Below are 20,064 nucleotides of genomic sequence, written 5' to 3'. Positions count from 1 at the left end.
CCAGCGAGCGTAATGGTTTTCCCGAAGAAAAGGCAGGTCGGTTGCCGTACCCTTACGGTCAAGCTGCCGGTGAGGCGCTTCGAGTGACCTTCAGGGATTTTGACGGCATGCAAATCGAACCTGATATCGCTCGCCTGCGCTTTGACGGCCTTTCAGCCCGTCTGTGACTGGCAGATGGGGCTTGAACAAAAGCGACGACAGGAAAACGTTTCAGAACTCCCACGGAGATGTCAAAACGAGTCCTGCCGTCTCGAATTCAGTCAGATTGCGCGTGGCGAGGCGGCCACCGTTTACTCGAGCGATCGCCGCGATCATGCCATCGGGTGCCGACATGCCGCGTCCCTGGCGAGCAGCAGCACCCATAATCCCCCGTAAACCAGCGCAGCTTCTTCCGTCAGACCGAAGATGCGGTCTGCGAAACGCCGGCGCCAGTCGGACAACCCTTGCTTCAGCCGTTCGGCACGCTGATCCGGTCTTATCTTCTGGATGCCGAAGGCGATCTCGGCAATCGTCACGGTCGGAAGCGCGAGTTCGGCATCGTATCGGATCAGCCAGGCAATAACTGCCTCGTATGGGGTCTTTTTCAACGTTTCGGAAACGACGTTGGTATCGACGAAGATCAAAGCTCGACGACTCGATTCGGCCGGCGACTCTCGCGGATCACCGCCTCAAGGTCGATGTCTGTGCCGGATTGCTCTGAAAGACGCAGATAGAAGGCAGAAGCAGGCTCACGACCGGCCTCGCGGACCTCGTAGGATTCGAGGGCGCGCTCGACCACGTCCGCAATCGAGCGGTTTTCACGGCGGGCAAGCCGGTGTGCAAGATCACGCGCCTTAGCGCTGCGGACTGAGAGTTGTGGCTCGGCCATATCCGACTCCTGGCACCATTATATAGGCTCATTTGGCTCCCTAGGATGGCTGCTGATGGCTTGATGTCAAAACCAATCTTGCAGGGCATATTGGTGGTCGCACAGAAAATAGGCAGTAGACCTGCCCAAGCTCCACCGACCGAAGAGTCCGTGCGTTGCGGCCGTCCTAACGCCGGATGTGAGCGCCGCATCTACCGCTCGCGACTTCGCCTACTACGCTCCCGACTCCGGGCTTTTCGACGGCAACTCTAAGTTCGGCAAGCGTTGGGCTCCACCAGCCGCTGAAGCGTTCGTCGGTTCGGCCGACAGCCGAGCGGGCCATGTGCTTACAAGTTCTGCAAGTGTAGCCGAACGCCACCTGCCCCAAACGAAGTCGCCGTTCGCAGGCAGTCCATGGGAATAGAAGGCGGCTGCGTCTGATAGCTCAACGAGTTCACCGGAAATCTCAGTGAACACGACAGTCCCGTACTGCTCGGTCGCGACAGCGCGGCCCAGGGTAGGTAGATCTTGAACTGGCAACGGATAGCGATGACGCCGGCGCTCAGCAGCCCGCTTTTGTGCGGCCCTATAGGATTCGGTGTTCCTGGCGGCCGCCCGTTGCCCTTTCCTTTCCTCCGGTTCGGCTTGCTGCGCAGCCTTTTCGATGCTTGGCCATCGGCGCCGGAGCTCTTCATATGAGCGGAATTGAACTCTCCAGGCCCTCAACTCATCGTCCCAACTCGCCCACGGAACGGCGCGCAATTCTTCAAGCACCGCCCTCAAATAAGGCGTGCGAATGCGGAGGTCGTCCGCGATCTCCAGATACTGGCTCGATATTGGGTCGAAGGCGAAGGCATCGCGTCCCTTGCTATCGTCATGGGGCGCCCGTAGCGCTGCATCTTGCGCCAGCCAGCGGTCGATCCGCCGGGCTGCCGTCTTGCCGGGGACAAACCAGCTCCTGCGCTCGTCGCTCCATCTGGCAAGCGGAAAGGCTTGCCGAAACCGCTCGACCGCCATTCGATCGAACGAAAAGCGGGCTTCGGCACCACTTGCCTCCTCTTTCTGCGGCGCGGGACCAGTGTCGGATTCCATCGTAGTGCATCAGTCGAGTTCGCTGCACGGAACGCGGCGCGGGCCCTAAAGGTTCACCAGCCGGACAAGCCCCGCGGGAATATGGCGACCGAACTTATGCCCAATGCTCAGGACGCGCGCACTGAACTTTCCCAACGCTCGTGGGTTAAGGAGTGCCGAGAGGATGAACGATGTTTGAATCAGATGAGTGAGCGGCAGCGGGCGTGCGGCCGAAAAAGGCTCGTTCGCGCCCCCGAGGACGCAGAGGTGAAACATGTCGTTGAGACACAGGATCTGTCGCCAACTCAGGCGCGAGAATTGGTGCGTCGGTACGGCAACGACTAGCGAAAGATTGGCGAGGCCGCCAAATCTTAAAAAGACGACTGACAAACCTTTGGCGGATCCAAGAATCAATATCTGAGCCTTCCATGTCCAAATCGCCAAGGTTGTTGAGAACTTCGGATGACCCGCATCGCAACCTTCAACTTGAACGGCGTGAACGGTCGCCTGCCCGTGCTCATCAAGTGGCTGGGTCAGACCGGCTATGACATCGTGTGCCTTCAGGAATTGAAGACCTCGGATGAGAAATTTCCCGCCGAAGCCATCAGGAACGCCGGTTACGGCGCGATCTGGCACGGGCAAAAGTCCTACAACGGTGTAGCTATACTCGCCCGGGGAAAAGAGCCGCTGGAGCGTCGACGCGGCCTCCCGGGTGATCCTGACGACACTCACAGTCGGTATATCGAGGCCGAGGTGGATGGGATCGTCGTCGGCAGCCTGTACCTGCCCAACGGCAATCCAGCGCCCGGCCCGAAATTCGACTATAAGCTCCGCTGGTTCGACCGTCTGATCAGCTACGGCCAGCTACTGCTCAAAGACGACGTTCCGAGCGTTCTGTGCGGCGACTATAATGTCGTGCCAACGCCGATCGATGCCGTGGTGCCAAGACGTTGGCTAGGCGACGCAGTCTACTTTCCGGAGAGCCGGCAAGCCTACGCCGAAATGCTAGACAATGGCTGGATGGATGCCGTCCGCTGCATTCATCCGGAGAAAGGCATCTACACGTATTGGAACTTCTCCTACCGGAGCGGCTATGATCGGAGCTCCGGCCTGCGGATGGATCATCTCCTCGTCAGCCCATCACTTTCGAACAGGTTACGTGACGCGGGCGTGGACGCTGACTTGCGAGGTTGGGAAAAGCCGAGTGATCATGTGCCCGCCTGGATAGAGATCGACCCGTCCGGCAAGTAGTTGACATGATCGAATGTTCGGCGGAATCGCTGGGCGTCTTCGCCCACTGCTAATAGAATGCGCTGCGAGATTGCTCACGCTGCTTTTCTGGCAGCCACCCTAAACGGACGGTCAATGGTGAACGCATCTGGACGGATGGCTGCCTCAATCTGGCTCCAGGTCACGGGACGGGCGATTGGGAAGCCGGGTCGCGCTCGTGGGGAGAAGGCGCCGACCGCCGTGTTGCCGCGCCCATTGCGAAGGTAGTCAATGAAGATACGGCCCTTTCGGGCTGACGGTGCGGCGGAGAGGAGAAAACGATCAGGACGGGCCTCAGCGAGGCGATTGGCGAACGATCGCGCGAGGAGCCGGGCGCTATCGTGCGTGATCTTCGTCTCAAGGTGGGCCATCAAGTGAATGCCCTTGCCGCCCGTCACCTTCGGCCAGCTCTCCAGACCTTCCGCTTCCATGATGTCGCGAAGTGCCAGCGCGGTCTCGATGACTTCATCCCACTCGACCCCCTCGCCCGGATCAAGGTCCAGAACGATGCGGTCGGCATGCTCGATGTCGTCAACGGTGGCATTCCAAGGATGCAGCTCTACCGCATCCATCTCGACCAGCCCCAGCAAGCCGGCAAGGTCGTCCACCCACACGCGCACACCTTCGCCACCCTCGCGCTTTTGAACACGCAACTGATGCACTGCTGCTGGGATCTTCGGCAGCGCGCCTTTGTGGTAGAAGGTTGCCCCGAGAGCATGGCGGACCAGCTTCAGCGGTCGGCGGCCGAGATGGACGAGTGCGTGATCGGCAACCCTCTGCCAATAGCGCGCAAGCTCTTCCTTGGAGGGCGAGACCGCGTCGGGCAGCAGTTGCAGGATGTTCTCGCTGGGAACGCCATGTTCCTGGGCTGGCCCACGTCGCTTTGATGGCGCCGGAGGCTTGGCCGGAATCGCCACCAGGTCTTCTCGCAGCCCCTTGAATACTGCCTCGCGCAACACGCCGCGATCAGTGACGCCACTGAACTGTACCTCGGCCAGCACCTCTGGTCTGACCCACGTCGCCTTCGGTTTCACGATGGGCTCTGACAAAGGTGACTTGCTGATGATCAGCGGGTCAAGCCGCTCTCGAACCTGTTGCGCAGCGCTCAACGTATAGCCGCTGCGAGCCTTCCCGGCATAGAGCAGTCGGTCGCCCTCGCGACGGCCGATGTAAAGCGATGCGATGCGGCGCGGGTAAGCGCCGAGCTTCTCGACAAATGCCACGATGGGGAAAGTGTCGCTCTTGATGCACTTCACCTTGAGCCAACTCGTCTGGATACCCGAGCGGTACGTGGCATCGGTGCGCTTAGACACAATCCCCTCCAAGCCCATTCGGCAGGCATGTTCAAACACGTCCGTGCCGCTCACCTCCAGATGGTCGGCATAGGTCAGTGTCGGCGCCGTATTCTTCAACAGTTTCTCCAGGGCTGCCTTGCGCTTTACCAGCGGCTGCTGTCGTAGATCGCGCCCGTTGAGGTGCAGCAGGTCGAACGCGTAGAAGATGAGCCTTGCCGAGTTCGGATTGCCCAACTCCCGTTCCAGGGCTTGGTAATCCGGCAGGCCGCTGTCGCCGAGAACGACAGCCTCCCCGTCGATGATCGCCGCCTTCACCGGCAAGCCCGCCGCCGCTTGAACAATTCGTCGGTATCGGTGCGACCAGTCGTAGCCACGGCGCGTGAAGGCTCGCGCTTTGCCGCCCGCAATGATCAGTTCGGTGCGGTAGCCATCGTACTTGATCTCATGAAGCCATCCGCTGCCCTCAGGCGCGTTCTCGACCAGCGTGGGCGACTGAAACTCAATGAAAGAGAGCCGACCATCCCCGGTTTTGCAACTCATCGCACACTCCTGACCTTCACCCCAACTTTGGTGCCGCTGAATAGGTTCCGCAACAGAGCTGGCCGGAGGAGTAGGGTCCCGAGCCGGTTTACCCGAATCCTTGCTCGAACCGGGCTTGGTTGAGGGAACTCTTAGTTAAGCCGTCGCTTATGTACGAATGTCGCTTGCGCTGGCATTGCCTATCAGTGCAAAAACATCGAAGGTCTTGTTGGTGTTTACGAGCCCGGCCCGGGACCGCGCTGATCGGCCGTTGGCGGATGCGACGACCTGCGCGAGCGCCCTTGTACTCGTCGGCGGATGTACGACCGCTCTTTTCATCACCGATGCCGTCACGCTCGAGGATGTCAGGGCAACTGACGACGTCGACCTAATTGTCGATCTGGCCGGCTTTTCGGAATGGGCGCAGCTGCTGGAACAGCTTCGAGAGCGGGGGTCTCGGAGTCACCTAACGACCGTGTCATTTGCCGAATGCATCTGGCGAGATCAAAGTCGATTTCATGCCGGACGATCCAAAATCCTTGGATTCAGCAATCGTTGGTATGAAGGGGCATCGAGACGGCGGTCGACTGTCCGTCGGACGACAACCTCATCATCCGCCTCTTCTCACCGGCACTCTTCGTCGCGACGAAGCTGGAGGCATATCTTGGCAGAGGTGGGAACGATCTGCTTTCTAGCCGGGATGCCGAGGACATACTTTGATCGTCGACGGCCGAAAAGAGTTGTTCGCTGAGCTCGGAGCCGCGGACGATGAGGTCCGCACCTACATCGGCGACCAGTTCAAAGCTCTGCTTGAGCCCCAGATTTCGATGACTTTCTGGAAGGAAATATCAGAGGCCCCCAAGGGCGGGTCGAAATCGTGCGCGAGCGATTTGTTGCGATAAGCCAGTATGCCAGCGGTGGCCCTTGGTCGTGTTTTTGGGTCCAAGGACGACGGTGACAGACTCATCCGCGCCACTGCTCAAATGCACACGTCTGGTAAGTTCTCTTTTCGTTCTATCTTAGCGTTGTTCAGCGGGAAACCAACGCACTGTCCTCAAAGAATGGGCGAAGTCGTCCGGCTTCTCAGAATTCTGATGCGCGTCTTTCGATCTTGGAGCCAGACTGTCGGACTCATTGTGAAGAAGTGATGTGTTTTCAGATGCCGGTCTTTTTCGCTGCTGACGTGGGGCCGTGGCTAGGGGGCGCGCAGACCTGGCCACATCATTCTTCCCGACGCGATAGGAACGCCATCGAACTCCCAGGAGCAATGACCGTCCAAGGGCAGGTCAACCGCCTCAAGGGACAGGTGGTGTAGCTCGGCGGTAGCGAAGCCGCTCGCGAGCGCGCTCTCGATAGCGCTGTAGCGAGCGAGCGGCTTTCAATGGCTTTATCATGAGGCCACGGCCTCAAGTCCCTTCCCAGAGACGATGAATCCCTTCGAGGGATCCGCGTTCGTAGCCAACTCGTCGACCGCGGCCGCGACATCGGCCGAAGCCGGCTGCGAAGTCATGCTCTGAATGAAGTCCGCCTAGGACATGCCAAGATAGCGCGAATAGCCGGCGACCACATGCTTTCCGAGCTCGGTGTCGGGCATCATGCGTGGTGCAAGAGCCACGAATTGCAAGCCGAGCCCAAGACGATCCGATTCCTTCTGGCTATAGTTTGCCATGAAAACTGCGTGCGTTTGGCTCCCGCATATCTTCCCGAGTTCGGCGACCCCGCCAGCGCGGCGGTGCTGGAGATCAGAATAACTAAGCGACCGGCGGGCAGAGGCCGCGACAGCGCTGACTTGTAGAAGTGAAATGCGATTTTGACGTCACTCTCCCAGTTGACGGCGAACTCCTGCCAGCTCTGCTCGCGGAGCGGCGCGACGGGCGGAAACGCGCCCGCGCAGAGCACCAGGATATCGGGCAGGAGAATGTCGAACACTTTCGAAGGCGCATCTTCATCCGTTGCATCAAGCGACAGGACTTGCGTACCGGCAACGTCTTGGGCCAATCGCCTCAGCGGGTCTTGCTTCCCGCAACAGCAAGCACACGCGCGCCATTCCGCGCGACGGCTTCTATAACCCGGTGCCCTACTCCTCGGCTGCCGCCGATCACGACTACGTTCTTGCCTGTCAAGAGAAGCATTTTGTCCTCCTACAACCTGATCCATCCGATAGAATTCGGATGGGGCCCTATCTTGTTGTTTGACCATGATCTCCTCCGAAAACCGGGTTCCACTTTTCGGGATCATGGTCTAGCGCCTGGAGGGCACACCTGCTGGCTCATATGTAAGACCATCGCGGCAACTGAACTCACCGGTAGGCGACCGGAATCTGGGCCAGGCAACTCGGCTCTAACAAAGGTCGACGTGGACGACCAACTGGCCCTCTCCGGGATGCCGGGAGATATGACCTTTGCCGGTTCTGTCTTCCGCCAGCACTATGCTGCCGGCGGCGAGTCGGCGAATGTCCCCGTCGCTCGTTTCGAATTCAACTTCGCCAGTAAGCCAGATCACCAGCTCGCGACGCGGCGGGTTGTGCCAATCCACCACTCCCATGCCGGCAGGCACCCGGCAGATGTTGCAGCCGGTCGCCGCAAGCGTGTCCGTCAGACGCAGCGGCGGATGGCCGTTGAAGAAGGTTCGGGGCAGCAACGCGAGGTCCACCTCTTCCATGTGAGTTTCCCCTTCGGCATCGGCGTAGATATGCAGGTACGTCACGCACTCGTCGGTGGCGCGGGTGGCATATGAGACGGTCTTTACGATGTCGCGCATGAATTTTCTCCTGATCGTTACCGGATAGGTCCGCGAGCATTGTGTGCGCTTGCCAGCACAAAGGCTTTCGGGCGATCTTGTGATTCGCGGCAGATTTACGGGTCATTCGCTTGAGAACTGCGAAGGACGGAGATAATGCTGGTTGCATTCGATAAATTCCTGCTCGACAATGACCGACGAGAGCTTAGGGGCAGCGACGGGGAAGTGGTTCACGTCGAGCCGCAGGTCTTCGACCTGATCCTCCATCTTGCGCAGAACGCCAACCGGGTCGTCAGCAAGGATGAGTTGATCGAGCGTGTCTGGAACGGCCGAGCCGTATCGGATGCGGCACTCAACAGCCGTATCAACGCCGCCCGCCGGGCGATCGGCGACAGTGGCGAGAGGCAGGCGATCATTCGCACCGTGCAGCGGCGGGGCTTCCTGCTTGCCGCCGAGGTCAGGACGGGAGCTAGTGGCGCCGCGGAGGCGGCCACCCGGCAACACCCGCGAGCCGAGGGTACGCTGCCCGGGTTGGTCCTGCCGGACAAGCCGTCGATTGCCGTCATGCCGTTCAAGAACCTGAGCGGGGATCCGGCGCAGGACTATTTCGCTGACGGGATGGTAGAGGACATCATCACGGGACTCTCGCGCATCAAGTGGCTGTTCGTGATCGCGCGCAATTCCACCTTCACCTACAAAGGGCAGCCTGTCGACGTGAAGCGGGTCGGTCGCGAACTGGGTGTGCGCTATGTGCTGGAGGGCAGCGTCCGCAAGGCGGACGAGCGCGTTCGGATCAGTGCGCAACTCGTGGAGGCGGAAACCAGCATTCACCTTTGGGCGCACCGCTGCGACGGCCATCTCGACGACATCTTTGCACTACAGGACGAAATCACGTTGAGCGTTGTGGGTGCAATCGAGCCGAGCTTGCGCGATGCGGAAATCGAACGCGTCAAACGCAAGAGGCCCGACAATCTCGACGCCTACGATCTCGTTCTGCGCGCCCTTCCTCACGTCTACGTAGCCATGCCGGAGGGGGCAGCCAAAGCGGTGCCGCTGCTCGAGCGGGCGCTGGTGCTGGAAACCGACTATGCCAGTGCCCATGGCCTACTCGCCTGGTGCAGCCAGTTCCTGTTCATCCGAGCCGGCTTCAAGGAGACCGACCGCATCGCGGCCATTCGCCACGCTCGCGCAGCAGTCACCCATGGTCGCGATGACGCAACCGCGATGGCCCTGGGCGCGTTCGTCATCGGGCTGGTGGAGCATGATCGCGCTGCTGCCCGTGAAGCATTCGAGCGGGCGCTTGCGCTGAGCCCCTCTTGCGCCTTCGCGCTCTTTCTTGGTGGCATTTTCCTGGCCTGGACCGGAGAGGCGGAGCGGGCGATCGAGTGGGCCGAACGTGCGTTGCGGGTCAGCCCTGTAGACCGGTTTGCCTTTGGGGGTCACCAAGCCGTAGCCATCGGCAATTTCATACTTGGGCAATACGAGGAAGCGGCAACCGCCGCCCGGCGAGCCGTCTTGTCCAATCCAAGCTTCAGCGTGACCCAGAGCCTCTTGGCGGCGGCGCTTGCCAAACTCGGGCGAACAGCGGAAGCCAAAGCCGCCGCCAGGCAGGTGCTTGTGCTGCAACCATCCTTCAGTTCGAGTGGATACTGCAATGCCATTGGGATCACGCCGGCGCTGGCTGCAACGCTGGTGGAAGCATGGCACCAAGCCGGTCTGCCGCCATAGGAGTCAGTGCTTAGCCAACAAGACCAAGATGTCTGGATTCGAGCAATTCGGGTTTGATAAACGCAGGCGCGCCAAGATCTACTTCCGACGCTTCTCTTGAGTAGCAGCCTGACGGCCAGCGCAACCCGCGTGCGACAGGCGTGGCGAGCGCGGCCAATTCTTCCAGGCGCTCTCTGAGCCGCGTAGGGGGATGTGCCCGCGCGAGTTCGGGCTCTGTGAAGAGGTCTATGCAGCCACGCCTGGTGTCGATAGGCGTACTATTTGCAACGGCGATGGGCGTGGCCAAACCGAAGTCAATCAGGGTCACAGCCTTGTTTTCGTCGACGACGACGTTGCGGGGATGAACGTCGCCATGCAGTATTCCTTGACTGTGCAAGTGCGCATACCCGACCACCTTTTTCGGTTCGTCTCAGGAGCAAGGCTGAGCGGCGGCGAGCGGACTGGAGGGCGCGACTTACCGCCGCTTTCGTTGGGCTCCGTCACGCGACCCGGCCTCGCTCTTCATCGCAGTCCTCGTTTAGTCGTCCACGTGGCCCATGGTCAGGTTGACGGTGGTTCCCGTCATTCCGCTCGCCTTGTCGGACGCCATGAAGACCGCCATGTTTGCCATCTCCTCGAGCTTCATGACCCGTCGCGGGTGAGTCGTGCTGGCGAGGTACCCTTCGAGCTGTTCCCGAGTCATGCCGGCGCCTTTCGCGGAGAATTCCGTCATCGTGATTGTCTCCGGCATGCCGTGTGGCCGCAGACCGACCACGCGAATGCCGTGAGGTGCGAGTTCGGCGGATAGATCTCGAGTGAGTGCCTCCTTGGCGGCCTGCGCCGAACCGTAGCCTCCGTTCAATGTGGTGCCCTGCCGTGCGAGGAGTGCGGTGACGGTCATGATCACCCCCGATTTGTTCGGAATCATACGCCTTGCGGCCAGTCGCGCGGTCAGGAAGTATGATGTCGTGTAGGCCGTGATCGGCAAGGAGAACACCTCGGCATCCATCTCGGCCAAAGGGACACCCAGAATTTTTGTGTTCCTGATGCCAGCGGCGTTGAACGAGATATCGACGCGGCCCGCCTTGTCGATCACCGACTGCAGATGCTTGTTGATAGCCTGCTCATCGAGCGCGTCGACCTCCGCCGCCTCGGCGGATCCGCCGGCGGCAACGATGTCCTTGGCGACCGCTTCGACCGGCGCCTGGAGGCGCCCGGTTAGAAAAACCCAGGCCCCCTCGCCCGCAAAGCCGCGTGCGACAGCACCGCCGATCGCACCTCCGGCTCCATAGATCACTGCAACTTTGTTCTTTAGCATCATCTCTGGTTTCCTTGTTTTGGGTCGGGTGGTTGCACATGCCCACCTCATGCATAAGACTCGCGGGGCGGCCGAAACTCATCGGTACCCGGCGACTTTTTTCGCCATCCGTCTGGATTGCTTGGGCGGGCGGTGGCCAGCTATGGCTGCAGCGCATCCGCAACGTGACGATCAGCTGCAGAGAAATTCGCGCTTAGCGGCCGTTCGGTCGGCATAGTTAGTGGCCAGTGCCGTCACCGTGGGATCGAGCGTCCAGCGCCAGCACCAGCTCCGCATCGTCGGCAACATAGGCGACATAGCGATAGTCGCGAATGAAGCTGATACGGCCTTCACACCACTCGAGCCACATAAAATGGTTGGGCTTCGCGTCTGTCCGGTCTTCGAACACCGCCATCACTTCCCGGCCCTCGAGCCAGGCCGGCTTCAGAAATACGCCATCGCTCTTTGCGTAGATGGTGAAGAACATGCCGACATCAGCGGCACCCGAGCGCGGCTGGTGCAAGGACTGATGAAGTTTCACATCGTCGGCAAGCAGCGCGCGCAAGCCATCCCAGTCGCGCTGATTGAACAGGCTGACGTAGCGGACCACGGCAGCAGACGCGATCCGCGCATCGGGACACGGGGCAACCTGGGCATTCATCTCCCGGAGCCGGGCGCGGCCGCGCGCCAGATGCCCCTTCACGGCATCCACCGTGATATCCAGCAGGCCGGCGATCTCGGTCAATGGCTCGTCGAGCACATCCTTCAGGATGATAACACTGCGCTGGAGGATCGGAAGTTTCGTAAAGTGCGACACCGCAGTTTGTACCGCTTCTTGGCGCATCAAAATCTCCACGGGGTCCGGATTCGCGTCGTCGACAACTTGAAGGGCCGCCTCGATGGGCTCCGCGACACGGATGGCGCGGCTGCGCAGCAGGTCCAGCGCACGGTTGTGGGCGATCCGGAACAACCAAGGTCGCAATTGCGGCACCTCGCACAACTCGTCCAGGGCAACGAAGGCTCGGGTAAACGTGTCCTGCACGACGTCCTCGCCGTCGATGACCGATCCCATGAGACGCGAACAGTAGCGGTGCAGTTCAGGCCGCAACGAGACGGCCAGGGTGAGGAGCCCCTCCCGGCGGTCGCGGTCCATGGTAGATCCTTCACCGTTCAAGGCATCTCCCCTCTGGTTCGGTCATCACAACCTCCTCGACGCCAAACGCCTCGCACGCGATGATATGCGGGGCCGGTGAGGCGGCGGGTGATTGGAAGAGCTTCATATCGGTCTCCTTTGTCTGGCCGCGCGCGACTGCTCAAGCCGTCGCGCCTTCCATGACCGTGACGCCGGCATCGCCATTAAGGCCGAAGACGACGCCCTCGGAATATTGCGGGTCTTCCAGCACAGAGACGACCCTGTCGCCGAACGCCCGTGGTGGCATCGGCGCGCCGAAGCGGGCCACGAATTGTTCGGGTGTGATTCCCATGGAGTCTGCGTAGGCCTTGGCGGCTGCGTCGCCGGTCCCGGTGCCGAGGATCATCTGCCGCGGCACAATCGCATGGAAGCGGATTCCGAGTTTCTTCTCCACAGAGACGCCGTTGGCGTATTTGGCCATGAACCAAAGCATGCGTTTGGAGCCGCCATAGCCGCCCGACATCTGCGATCCTGTCACGGCCGCGCCACTTGATCCCACCAGCACGCGACTGCCGGGCTTGAGCGGGAGGTTGAGCGCTGCCTGTAGCCAATAGAGCCCAGCCTTGACGTCGGTTTCCCAAGGCACGGAGAAATCCTCCCAGCTCAGCTGATCGAACCGACCCATCCGCGGCGTTGCGCCGGCGTTCAGCGCCAGGATATCCGGGCGGACCTTACCAAGAATGCGATGAGCGGCGGCTTCGTCCGTGACGTCGGCGGAGATCGTGGCGACCCCAAGCCTAGTGCTGACCGCCTCTAGCGCTTCGGCGCCGCGGGCGACGACTGTCACCCTGGCGCCATGCGCGACAAGCGCCTCGACCAACCCGAGGCCAAGTCCACGGCTCCCACCAGTGACGACGACATTCTTGTCCTTCAGGCTCATTAGTCCACTCCATTGCCTTACCTTAGCTATGACGTTTGCGGTTCAGGAGAAGAGTCACTGCTTTACTTTGGAAGGGCTTTTAGAAGCACAATAACGCAGGCGTGCGGTGATGTCGGTCAGGCCGATCGGGCTTCAAATTCGTACGCCTTCTCCTCCGCCACCCACGCCATCCGCCTGCGTTCGGCGGCAAGCGCGTCAACCGCGCGCAGCAGGGATTTTCTACGAGCAACTGCTCGCCCGCGGCTTGCCATTCTTGCGGCGACACGATCGGCGGGGTTCGGGGCGAGCGGGCCGCTGAGCGGTCGTCGGGTGACATGCATAGTTGGCCTCCTAATTGTCGGAGAATCCATTGGGTGGGACCGTTACGCTCGGCTGCATTGCTAGGGCGGTCAACCGAAGCCGCTGGCTCGACCTGGCCCGCATCGACGAAGTGAGGGGGCGTTCGCTCTCGCGATCGCGCCGATCCTTGCGAAGAGTTTCGGCCAGTCGATCAGCTCGCCGCTTCTCAGCGCCTTGCAGAATCAGACGGCTCAGTCGTCTAAGTTACCCAGACTCAAGTTGACGATCGTCCCAGTCATCGCGCTTGCCTCGTCGGAGGCCACGAAGCCGCCACGTTGGCCATCTCTATCAACGACGGGAGCCGCTTCGCGTGAGTCCTGCTTGTGATGATCCCCGCAAACTGCTCGCGCGAAATTCCCCACGACTTGGCGTGAAGCCCGTAGACTTCCTCGATCGTGCCCGAGTCGGGCATTCCCTAGCGGGCGAAGACTCACCACGCGCACGCCATGGGGCGCTAGTTCAGTCCCCGCGTGAGACCCTCCACAGGGCTCATCGCGGGACCGACACACCCCATCATCGGGATGCCCGTCCGCGAAGGACCTGACGTCACCGTCAGAATTTTACCCGGTTTCATCGTTGCCGAGTTCGCCGGCGCATTGGCTGCGTTGGCGTTGGCCGGGTGCCTGCTAAACAACTTCAAGCTCGCGCGCCCGTCAGAAGCAGTGCTCGATTTTCTGCCGAATCCCAATATCGGCCCTTTCACCAAAGAGGATGGAGAGGTCGTTATAGATGCGCAACATATGGACGCTTGCAGCGGGGCGTCAGGCGAGTGAGAAATCAGGCGGGCGGGCCGAAGCCGAGAGCACGACGCGGACTGCTGTCTGTGCGTCGGGGACGGCAAGCGCGGCAGAAAACTCGCTAGCGTCGGTTGGCTCAAGTCCGGCCTGATGCATCACCTCGTCGATCGCATTCGGCTCCGCCAGTGGCAGCGGCGGCGGCGTGCCGGGCTCGCCGGGCGGCAGAAGCGGGAAGACGGCGCTTGCCGTGCCGCTGACGAGTTCGCAGTCTTCGCGTCTTCCCCAGACGAGCATCATGAGCGTGCCGTTGCGGCGAAGGACCCGTTTCGCCTCGGAGAGGGCATTGACAAGATCGCTGGCGAACGGGAACGAATTGGTACTGATCACGATGTCAAACGTCTCGTCCGCGAATTGCAGGTGCTCCGTTTCACCGACCTCGATCCGCGCTCCAGGCAGCCGCTTGCGCGCGATAGTCGCAAGATTTGCCGAGGCGTCAAGGCCGGCGACCTCGGCGCCGCGGCGACGTGCGATGACCAGGGCGCCGCCGGCGCCGCAGCCGATATCGAGGAGCAGTTTACCGGAAGTCAACTCGGCGACGTCGAGGGCGGCTTCGAACAGGCCGCCAGGCCGGTTCGTTCAGCTCGGCCCAGTCCCGCGCCCATACGCCCCACAGCTCGCCCTGAATAGCGGCGCTGCCTTTGACCGGGTCAACCCTCCTTCTAATTGTCGAGATGGCGGACATTGCAAGCTTCCGATGACATTAACGTCGCTGCTCCTGTTGGGGGTTCGCGCTGCGATCCTCCTGAACAATGCGCCGTGCACCGTACTCCATGGGCCGGCTGCCGTCCCGACACCGGCAGCGCGTTCGGACGGGGTTCAAACGACGGCCATCGGCGTGCCGGCATTCTGAAGCGCGAAGAACTCCGCTGGCGTGATCGTGCCCGCATTCATGCGGACAAATGCATCGGTGGCCGCCTAATTGCCCTGGATCGCGCCGATGAGCTTCTGCATCTCGGGTTGCGGCGGCTCCAGCGTCGCGAGCTGGCACGTGAGTTCGTACATCGGCAGCACGCGTTCGTCGCGCCCGCGCTGATATTCGGTCATCGCCTCATCAAACGTGACTGCGCCGAAGAAGACTTGATCCAGCGCGGCAGCGCAGCGCTCCGCCTCGCGGAAGGCGTCCGTGATGCCTTGCGCGGTGACGTCTCGCGCTTGGCGCTGCGCAGGCCGCGCGCCCTCGTCGGACACGAGGTGCTTGGCTTCGATGCAAGGCTTTCCGGCACGCCCGGCGCGAAATGGATTGCCGAGCACGGGGCGGGCGCGCCAGCATTGTGCTGGTCAATCGCGAGATGGCCGACATGGCCGCGGCGGCCGTGGCGGGGCTCGGCCTCGCGGTGCTGCCCCGCATCATCGGAGATAGCGAGCCGGGGTTGCGGCGGTTGACCGGGGAAATCCTGGGGCGGCAGAGCCTCTCGGTCCCGTCTACCGCCGCGAAACCGCGCTGGCGAGTTCGGTTCCAATCATCGTCCGTTTCCTGATCAACGTGATGCGGCGGCATTTTGGCGCGATGCCGCGCTGAGCGGTCAGAACCTGAAGGTCGACGAGACAATCGACGGCTTTTGTGAGTTGAGCCTTTGCCCACGGCCGTGCGGCGGCTTCCCTTGCTGTGTTGAAGGTCAGTGCCAACTGTTGCTGCCGGTGGTGCTCGGCTGGTGCGACGAGAACTTCAGCCATAGTGAAGGCGCGGTTTGGGCACTGTTTCGGTGAACTGCACACCGACACGGTCGTTCCTGCGCCAGCGCAACACAGACCGATAGGCAACGCCATCGGTCGGCACGTAGAGAAGGAAATGCTCCGGCACCAGGGCTTCGACCGGCACCTTGAGTTCGGCTCCGCCGACGTTCTGGTTTCGAATGGTGCAGCTGATTTCGGAGTTGTTGATGCCGTTAATGATCGCGGCACCCTTCAGGACGCGCTGTCTCCGTTCGCGGCGGTTGTCGCCTTCTTCAACCATTGTGACCTCCGTTAGGCACCCCACTTGTATATCAGAACCGCCCACGCGCGAGCCGGATTAAATCGCGGAGCGTTGTTACCCGCGTCGAGCTGCGATCGCTGTCCAGTCGGGTCAAAAGGGTGTTTCCATATGCCTCGGCCCCTTGCCTCGGCCTGATACGGCGCCCTGTCAGGATTCTTGAACTACCCTTCCGGGTAGCCAATGGTCCGCCCGGAGGGGGTGCCAACGTCCGCCTTCAGCCGTTGCGCCAAGTTCTTCATGAGCCGCGTCGGGAGGCTAAGGTCGCCGGTCCCATCGCAGGGCCGGACATCAGCAGTGCGAATTCATCTCCACCAATCTCGCAACCAAGCCACCACGTCTGATTGCTTTCTCAAGACGCCGCGCAATCGCGACCAGAAGCGTCTCGCCAACGGCATGCTCGAAATTGTCCTCGCGTGGCGTCGCCAGTTTTTTTCGGAGAGATGATCGTCCAGGCTTGTGCCCGGACCAAGCGGCTCCTCCCGATGTTCGACAGGCGCCTGAATGATATCGGCGAATTTGTCCGCGGCACCCGCAGGTGCGCTGTGCGAGGGAATAACTGCCGGAATATGTGCTCTTCGTCGCCAGGCCGGCGCCGATCGCCGTTAAGCGATAGCGCCCGCTGTGCATGGACTTCCGCACTGGCGAGATCGTGAGCGAGCGCGGAGCCGGCGGCCGGCATTATGTCCGTCAGGGAGTCTCTGCCGCCGGTCCGCGCTGTGCAGCGCGCGGGCGATGGCGTTAGGCAGGGAATAGCGGCCGAGGTGAGGGACGGCAAGCCGCGCATTGCCGGGGCAAAGGCCGTGATCATACATGCCGTCCCCGATCTATAGCCAGGATGAAGGCCCGCGCCGAAGTCTACGTTCTGCGCCGGTGGCGGTGAAGCAGACCTGAACGCAAGCAAAGAAGAACAAGCCGATCACTGCGCATGTTGCGTAAAGAGACTATTGGGTGCGCTCATGACGCAACCAACGGAACTGTGACAGTTGTCGCATAATTTATCGAGTATCGGTCGAAGTACGGAAACTCGATCGCGAACGCATATTTGGCGGTCAGATGGGCCATTCGAAAGCCGCCGCTGGGGGCGTCGATTGCTATTGTTATGTCGACATCGGTTAATCCCAAACTCAGCAATTTTGCCGTGGCTATCGCTTTTATCTCGGCTTCGGTCAGCGAATTCTTCATTTGCAGCGCTCGTGAGGACGTTTCCAGAGTATAGCGAACACTTGACATGGCATTCAGAGCCCAGCCGAATGCGAAGATGCCGATCAAAAGCATTATCAGAATAGGCGCGATCAGCGCGAACTCCAGTGCGGCTCCGCCTGATGCCTCACGTATGAAGGCTCTCCCTTTAGCGAACACGTATCACCTGTTTGTGGCTGAGCTCGCGCGAGAGGGAAAACTCGCCGAAACTGAAGGGCGGGGACCAGGTGGCCGTCGCCTGTATTTCAACGAAAACCGCGGAAGCTTTCAAACTGTCGCACAGCACAGATGGATCGACCACGATGATCCCGCACATATATTTCCGGCTCAGCGTCACCTGCGCGTCATCGGGATGATTTTCCCAGCTCGAAAGGGCGACGGTCTGGGTAGCCGCGTCGTCGGCTGCGCCTTGCATCACGAGATTGGCCGCCGTTTTCACGCCCGCACGCATCGACAACGCGCTTGATACAAAAGACCAGCCGTCAATGATGCCAAGAAGTACCAGGCAAAGGATCGGCAGAACCAGCGCAAACTCCACCGCGGCGATACCCGAATCGCTCCCGAACATCCGGGCTGGTAACCGTGCCACGAAGATTACTCGACAAGCTTTATCGATTGCGTGGCCGGAATGTCTCGCATCCCAAGGCTCGTGCAATCCTGATTGACGTTCGCATTGCCGGACCACTGCACGGTACTGGCGACGACCTGAGTGCAACCACCTTTGCCCGAGAAATTGCCGAGGTAATTGACATCCTGTGTTGGAAAATACAAAGCGCCGGTCAAAAGCGAATCTGCCGTGCCATTAAACGTGTTCGATCCCGTCTGGTTAGCTTTGTCTCCGTAAAACAGCACCCCCGAATAGGTGCCTAACGTCGGTGCGCTGAGCTTGACAATGGCCGTGCCGTTCATGCTGACGCCCGAGCTGCCGGCCAGATAGATAATGACTCCCTCGCCTGAAATATTTGCATTCGAGTTCGCTTTGAAATCTCCTCCCTGAATGACGTATACCCCGGGCGAGAGCGTCACATTGCCGCTCAAGCTGAGCCCCCTGCAGTATGTTCCAGGTTGCAACGTCGACTGATTGTTGTTTTGACAGGGGTTCGTGGCCGGTGGCGCCGGCAAGTCGGCAAAAGGATCGGCAGCGGGCAACGCCTGGGTTATCGGACTGGCGCAGACGGTCGTCACGGGGTTGCTCAACGAAACACCGCCTGCCGATATTAGGCAATCGACCTGAAGGTTTGCCGATCCCTGAAGCTTGATGGCGTCCGCGGCTATCGAATTCGACATCACGACGCAGCCGGTCAGTTTGAGGTTCGAACTGCCGGAAAACAGCGCCGCTTTCGGAGCGGAAGGATTGCGCGCCATAAGGCAGGCCTTTGAAGAATCCGTGATAAGAGCCACCGCTCTTGCCCGTGCGCCGACCGGGTTTTGCGTGAATATCGATGTGAAAAACCGATCGAGGGTCTGATGAACGATGACCTCGACGGCCTTTTGGGCGACATTCGGGCCGGAAGACGGAGGCGTGAAGATTTCGATTGTGCCTGTTGACGGGTCCCAGCCGTTCGTCGTCGCTGACAGTGTCGCGGCGGAGACAATCGTTGGCTTGTCAGATCCCGAAATCTTTTCCAAAGCGCCAGCATAGGCCGCCGCATCCGCCACCGCCTGTAATTTCAGGCTGCTAAAATACCAGTAGGAGGTCTCGATACCGAGACCCGCTGCGCCGACGACAATCGGCAAAGACAGGGCAAAAATAGTAGCAACGTTGCCGCTCTCGCCTGTTTGTCGCAGACGGCTAACAAACCGCCTCAAGATACGGGCACCCCATTCCATGGAAATATTTAAGCCAGGATGAATGAAGGAACGACTAAGGATTTCACTCCATTTGACAGGTGCGCTCCTTGGGCGGCCGGCACGAGCTCCGGCGGCCGCACTCGGCGAGCACGCTGCTAATAGCTGTACCTGCGCGCCGGCGATGCCGATGTCGCGATTCGTTACGCGCACAGGATGCCTCCGGCCGTTGTGATTGTGGACCCGCCAGAGCGCAACTGCTCGACAACGCCTTTGCTATTGATGATAATGCAGATTTGCATTATCTAATCGTGTGGATGAGTTGGAGCTGCGAAAATGACTACATTGACGGTGACGGCACGGGGACAGGTGACCTTCCGCAAGGACGTTCTGCAGCATCTGGGCATCAGGCCGGGCGAAAAGATCGAACTTGATCTGCTCCCCGACGGCCGGGCGGAATTGAAGGCGGCGCGGGCAAAGGGATCATTCCGGGAGCTCTACGGTTTTCTCAAGGGCAAGACGAATGGCCGGGTGTTGAGCATTGAAGAGATCAACGAGGCAATCGCGGAAGCGGGTACTGCAGCGGGATCGAGCAAGGAATGAAAGTCACGGCCGATACCAACGTTCTGCTGCGTGCCTATGTCGCCGACGATGAACGACAGGCGGAAGCGGCCGTCGATCTCTTGGCGAAGGCAGACATCGTGGCCGTTAGCCTTCAGGCCCTGTGCGAGTTCGCATGGGTTTTGGGCCGACAGTATCAAACCGCACGCGCAGATATCGTGGCGGCAATCCGAGCCTTGGCGAATACCGCAAATGTCGTCGTCAACCGGCCAGCTGTCGAGGCAGGGCTTGCAGTGCTTGAGGCCGGCGGTGATTTTGCGGACGGCGTGATTGCCTTCGACGGCGACTGGCTGGGCGGGGAGACATTCCTCTCCCTCGACCGCAAGGCGGTTAAACTGCTGTCAGCGCAAGGACATCCTGTTCAGCTTCTTTCCTAGCTGTCCTCAGCCGTGTCGACATTGTATTGCCTGACGCGCCTGGCGGAATCCAACCCATTAAATGCCGGGACTTCTCTATTCGGCCATTTGAAGTCAAGCGTCTTCTGAGCTGTTCATCACACCTAAGCTGTTCGTCACACCGATGTTGGTT

The 20,064-nt window shown here is 60.6% G+C and carries 19 protein-coding genes and 3 pseudogenes; 5 read left to right on the top strand and 17 right to left on the bottom strand.

All coding sequences use genetic code 11. The features are described 5' to 3' along the window. Positions 1-210: 210 nt before the first annotated feature. From NKJ28_RS28585 to NKJ28_RS28575, 3 genes and pseudogenes are all read right to left on the bottom strand, one after another. A pseudogene (locus NKJ28_RS28585) lies at positions 211-623 on the bottom strand (type II toxin-antitoxin system VapC family toxin). Beyond that, positions 620-868: a type II toxin-antitoxin system VapB family antitoxin gene (locus tag NKJ28_RS28580; RefSeq protein WP_352637915.1), complete on the bottom strand. Its 249-nt coding sequence runs from the start codon at positions 866-868 to the stop codon at positions 620-622. The pseudogene NKJ28_RS28585 and the gene NKJ28_RS28580 overlap by 4 nt, the downstream one beginning before the upstream one ends. Positions 869-1,059: 191 nt before the next feature. Next, a pseudogene (locus NKJ28_RS28575) lies at positions 1,060-1,939 on the bottom strand (hypothetical protein). A gap of 441 nt (positions 1,940-2,380) precedes the next feature. Between NKJ28_RS28575 and xth the strand changes: the two are divergent. Then, complete coding sequence (gene xth / locus NKJ28_RS28570) at positions 2,381-3,169, top strand: exodeoxyribonuclease III (protein ID WP_352637913.1); 789 nt, start codon at positions 2,381-2,383, stop codon at positions 3,167-3,169. Positions 3,170-3,243: 74 nt separating this feature from the next. Here the strand turns inward: xth and ligD are convergent, their stop codons facing one another. The 3 genes from ligD to NKJ28_RS28555 form a co-directional block, all read right to left on the bottom strand. Further along, positions 3,244-5,022 carry a DNA ligase D gene (gene ligD, locus NKJ28_RS28565; RefSeq protein WP_352637912.1) on the bottom strand — a complete coding sequence of 593 codons (1,779 nt, stop codon included), beginning with the start codon at positions 5,020-5,022 and terminating at the stop codon, positions 3,244-3,246. Between the two features lie 1,572 nt (positions 5,023-6,594). Next, complete coding sequence (locus NKJ28_RS28560; protein ID WP_352637911.1) at positions 6,595-6,999, bottom strand: SDR family NAD(P)-dependent oxidoreductase; 405 nt, start codon at positions 6,997-6,999, stop codon at positions 6,595-6,597. Between the two features lie 342 nt (positions 7,000-7,341). Beyond that, positions 7,342-7,761, bottom strand: coding sequence for a cupin domain-containing protein (locus NKJ28_RS28555; RefSeq protein WP_352637909.1), 420 nt, complete (start codon positions 7,759-7,761; stop codon positions 7,342-7,344). Between the two features lie 135 nt (positions 7,762-7,896). On the opposite strand from NKJ28_RS28555, the gene NKJ28_RS28550 reads away from it, so the two are divergent. Then, positions 7,897-9,468 (top strand): winged helix-turn-helix domain-containing protein, encoded by a 1,572-nt coding sequence (locus tag NKJ28_RS28550; protein ID WP_352637908.1) that lies wholly within the window; start codon positions 7,897-7,899, stop codon positions 9,466-9,468. 10 nt (positions 9,469-9,478) lie between these two features. Here the strand turns inward: NKJ28_RS28550 and NKJ28_RS28545 are convergent, their stop codons facing one another. From NKJ28_RS28545 to NKJ28_RS28525, 5 genes and pseudogenes are all read right to left on the bottom strand, one after another. Further along, the gene (locus tag NKJ28_RS28545) at positions 9,479-9,862 is read right to left on the bottom strand and encodes a protein kinase domain-containing protein (protein ID WP_352637907.1); all 384 of its coding nucleotides are present in this window, start codon (positions 9,860-9,862) and stop codon (positions 9,479-9,481) included. A gap of 123 nt (positions 9,863-9,985) precedes the next feature. Then, entirely contained in the window at positions 9,986-10,768 is a 783-nt protein-coding gene (locus tag NKJ28_RS28540) for an SDR family NAD(P)-dependent oxidoreductase (RefSeq protein WP_352637906.1), read from the bottom strand. Between the two features lie 214 nt (positions 10,769-10,982). Continuing rightward, a complete protein-coding gene (locus tag NKJ28_RS28535; RefSeq protein WP_352637904.1) occupies positions 10,983-11,897 on the bottom strand; it encodes a sigma-70 family RNA polymerase sigma factor in 915 nt (304 codons plus the stop codon). A gap of 160 nt (positions 11,898-12,057) precedes the next feature. Continuing rightward, positions 12,058-12,816: an SDR family oxidoreductase gene (locus tag NKJ28_RS28530; RefSeq protein WP_352637902.1), complete on the bottom strand. Its 759-nt coding sequence runs from the start codon at positions 12,814-12,816 to the stop codon at positions 12,058-12,060. A gap of 131 nt (positions 12,817-12,947) precedes the next feature. Further along, positions 12,948-13,132: pseudogene (locus tag NKJ28_RS28525) on the bottom strand (DUF899 family protein); the annotation flags it as partial. Positions 13,133-13,676: 544 nt separating this feature from the next. Here NKJ28_RS28525 and NKJ28_RS28520 point away from each other — a divergent pair. After that, positions 13,677-13,928 (top strand): thioredoxin domain-containing protein, encoded by a 252-nt coding sequence (locus tag NKJ28_RS28520; RefSeq protein WP_352637967.1) that lies wholly within the window; start codon positions 13,677-13,679, stop codon positions 13,926-13,928. Here NKJ28_RS28520 and NKJ28_RS28515 read toward each other — a convergent pair. From NKJ28_RS28515 to NKJ28_RS28490, 6 genes are all read right to left on the bottom strand, one after another. Further along, a complete protein-coding gene (locus tag NKJ28_RS28515; RefSeq protein WP_352637962.1) occupies positions 13,917-14,510 on the bottom strand; it encodes a class I SAM-dependent methyltransferase in 594 nt (197 codons plus the stop codon). The genes NKJ28_RS28520 and NKJ28_RS28515 overlap by 12 nt on opposite strands. A 357-nt stretch (positions 14,511-14,867) precedes the next feature. After that, positions 14,868-15,203 (bottom strand): hypothetical protein, encoded by a 336-nt coding sequence (locus tag NKJ28_RS28510; RefSeq protein ID WP_352637901.1) that lies wholly within the window; start codon positions 15,201-15,203, stop codon positions 14,868-14,870. Between the two features lie 415 nt (positions 15,204-15,618). Next, positions 15,619-15,906, bottom strand: coding sequence for a PilZ domain-containing protein (locus NKJ28_RS28505; protein ID WP_352592868.1), 288 nt, complete (start codon positions 15,904-15,906; stop codon positions 15,619-15,621). Between the two features lie 975 nt (positions 15,907-16,881). Continuing rightward, positions 16,882-17,286 carry a TadE/TadG family type IV pilus assembly protein gene (locus NKJ28_RS28500; protein WP_352455495.1) on the bottom strand — a complete coding sequence of 135 codons (405 nt, stop codon included), beginning with the start codon at positions 17,284-17,286 and terminating at the stop codon, positions 16,882-16,884. Next, positions 17,276-17,695 (bottom strand): TadE/TadG family type IV pilus assembly protein, encoded by a 420-nt coding sequence (locus tag NKJ28_RS28495; RefSeq protein WP_352637899.1) that lies wholly within the window; start codon positions 17,693-17,695, stop codon positions 17,276-17,278. The genes NKJ28_RS28500 and NKJ28_RS28495 overlap by 11 nt, the downstream gene beginning before the upstream one ends. A gap of 26 nt (positions 17,696-17,721) precedes the next feature. Further along, positions 17,722-19,128 (bottom strand): pilus assembly protein TadG-related protein, encoded by a 1,407-nt coding sequence (locus NKJ28_RS28490; RefSeq protein ID WP_352637898.1) that lies wholly within the window; start codon positions 19,126-19,128, stop codon positions 17,722-17,724. Between the two features lie 123 nt (positions 19,129-19,251). Between NKJ28_RS28490 and NKJ28_RS28485 the strand changes: the two genes are divergently transcribed. Together NKJ28_RS28485 and NKJ28_RS28480 are read left to right on the top strand one after the other, a co-directional pair. Then, entirely contained in the window at positions 19,252-19,518 is a 267-nt protein-coding gene (locus NKJ28_RS28485; protein WP_059186960.1) for an AbrB/MazE/SpoVT family DNA-binding domain-containing protein, read from the top strand. Then, the gene (locus tag NKJ28_RS28480; RefSeq protein ID WP_352637897.1) at positions 19,515-19,913 is read left to right on the top strand and encodes a type II toxin-antitoxin system VapC family toxin; all 399 of its coding nucleotides are present in this window, start codon (positions 19,515-19,517) and stop codon (positions 19,911-19,913) included. Before NKJ28_RS28485 ends, NKJ28_RS28480 begins: the two co-directional genes overlap by 4 nt. The last annotated feature ends 151 nt before the right edge of the window (positions 19,914-20,064 follow it).

Source organism: Mesorhizobium sp. M0145, assembly GCF_040322355.1.
Lineage (GTDB): Bacteria > Pseudomonadota > Alphaproteobacteria > Rhizobiales > Rhizobiaceae > Mesorhizobium.
The sequence above is the reverse complement of the archived record's forward strand: the minus strand, read 5'-3'. Positions and strand labels throughout refer to the sequence as shown.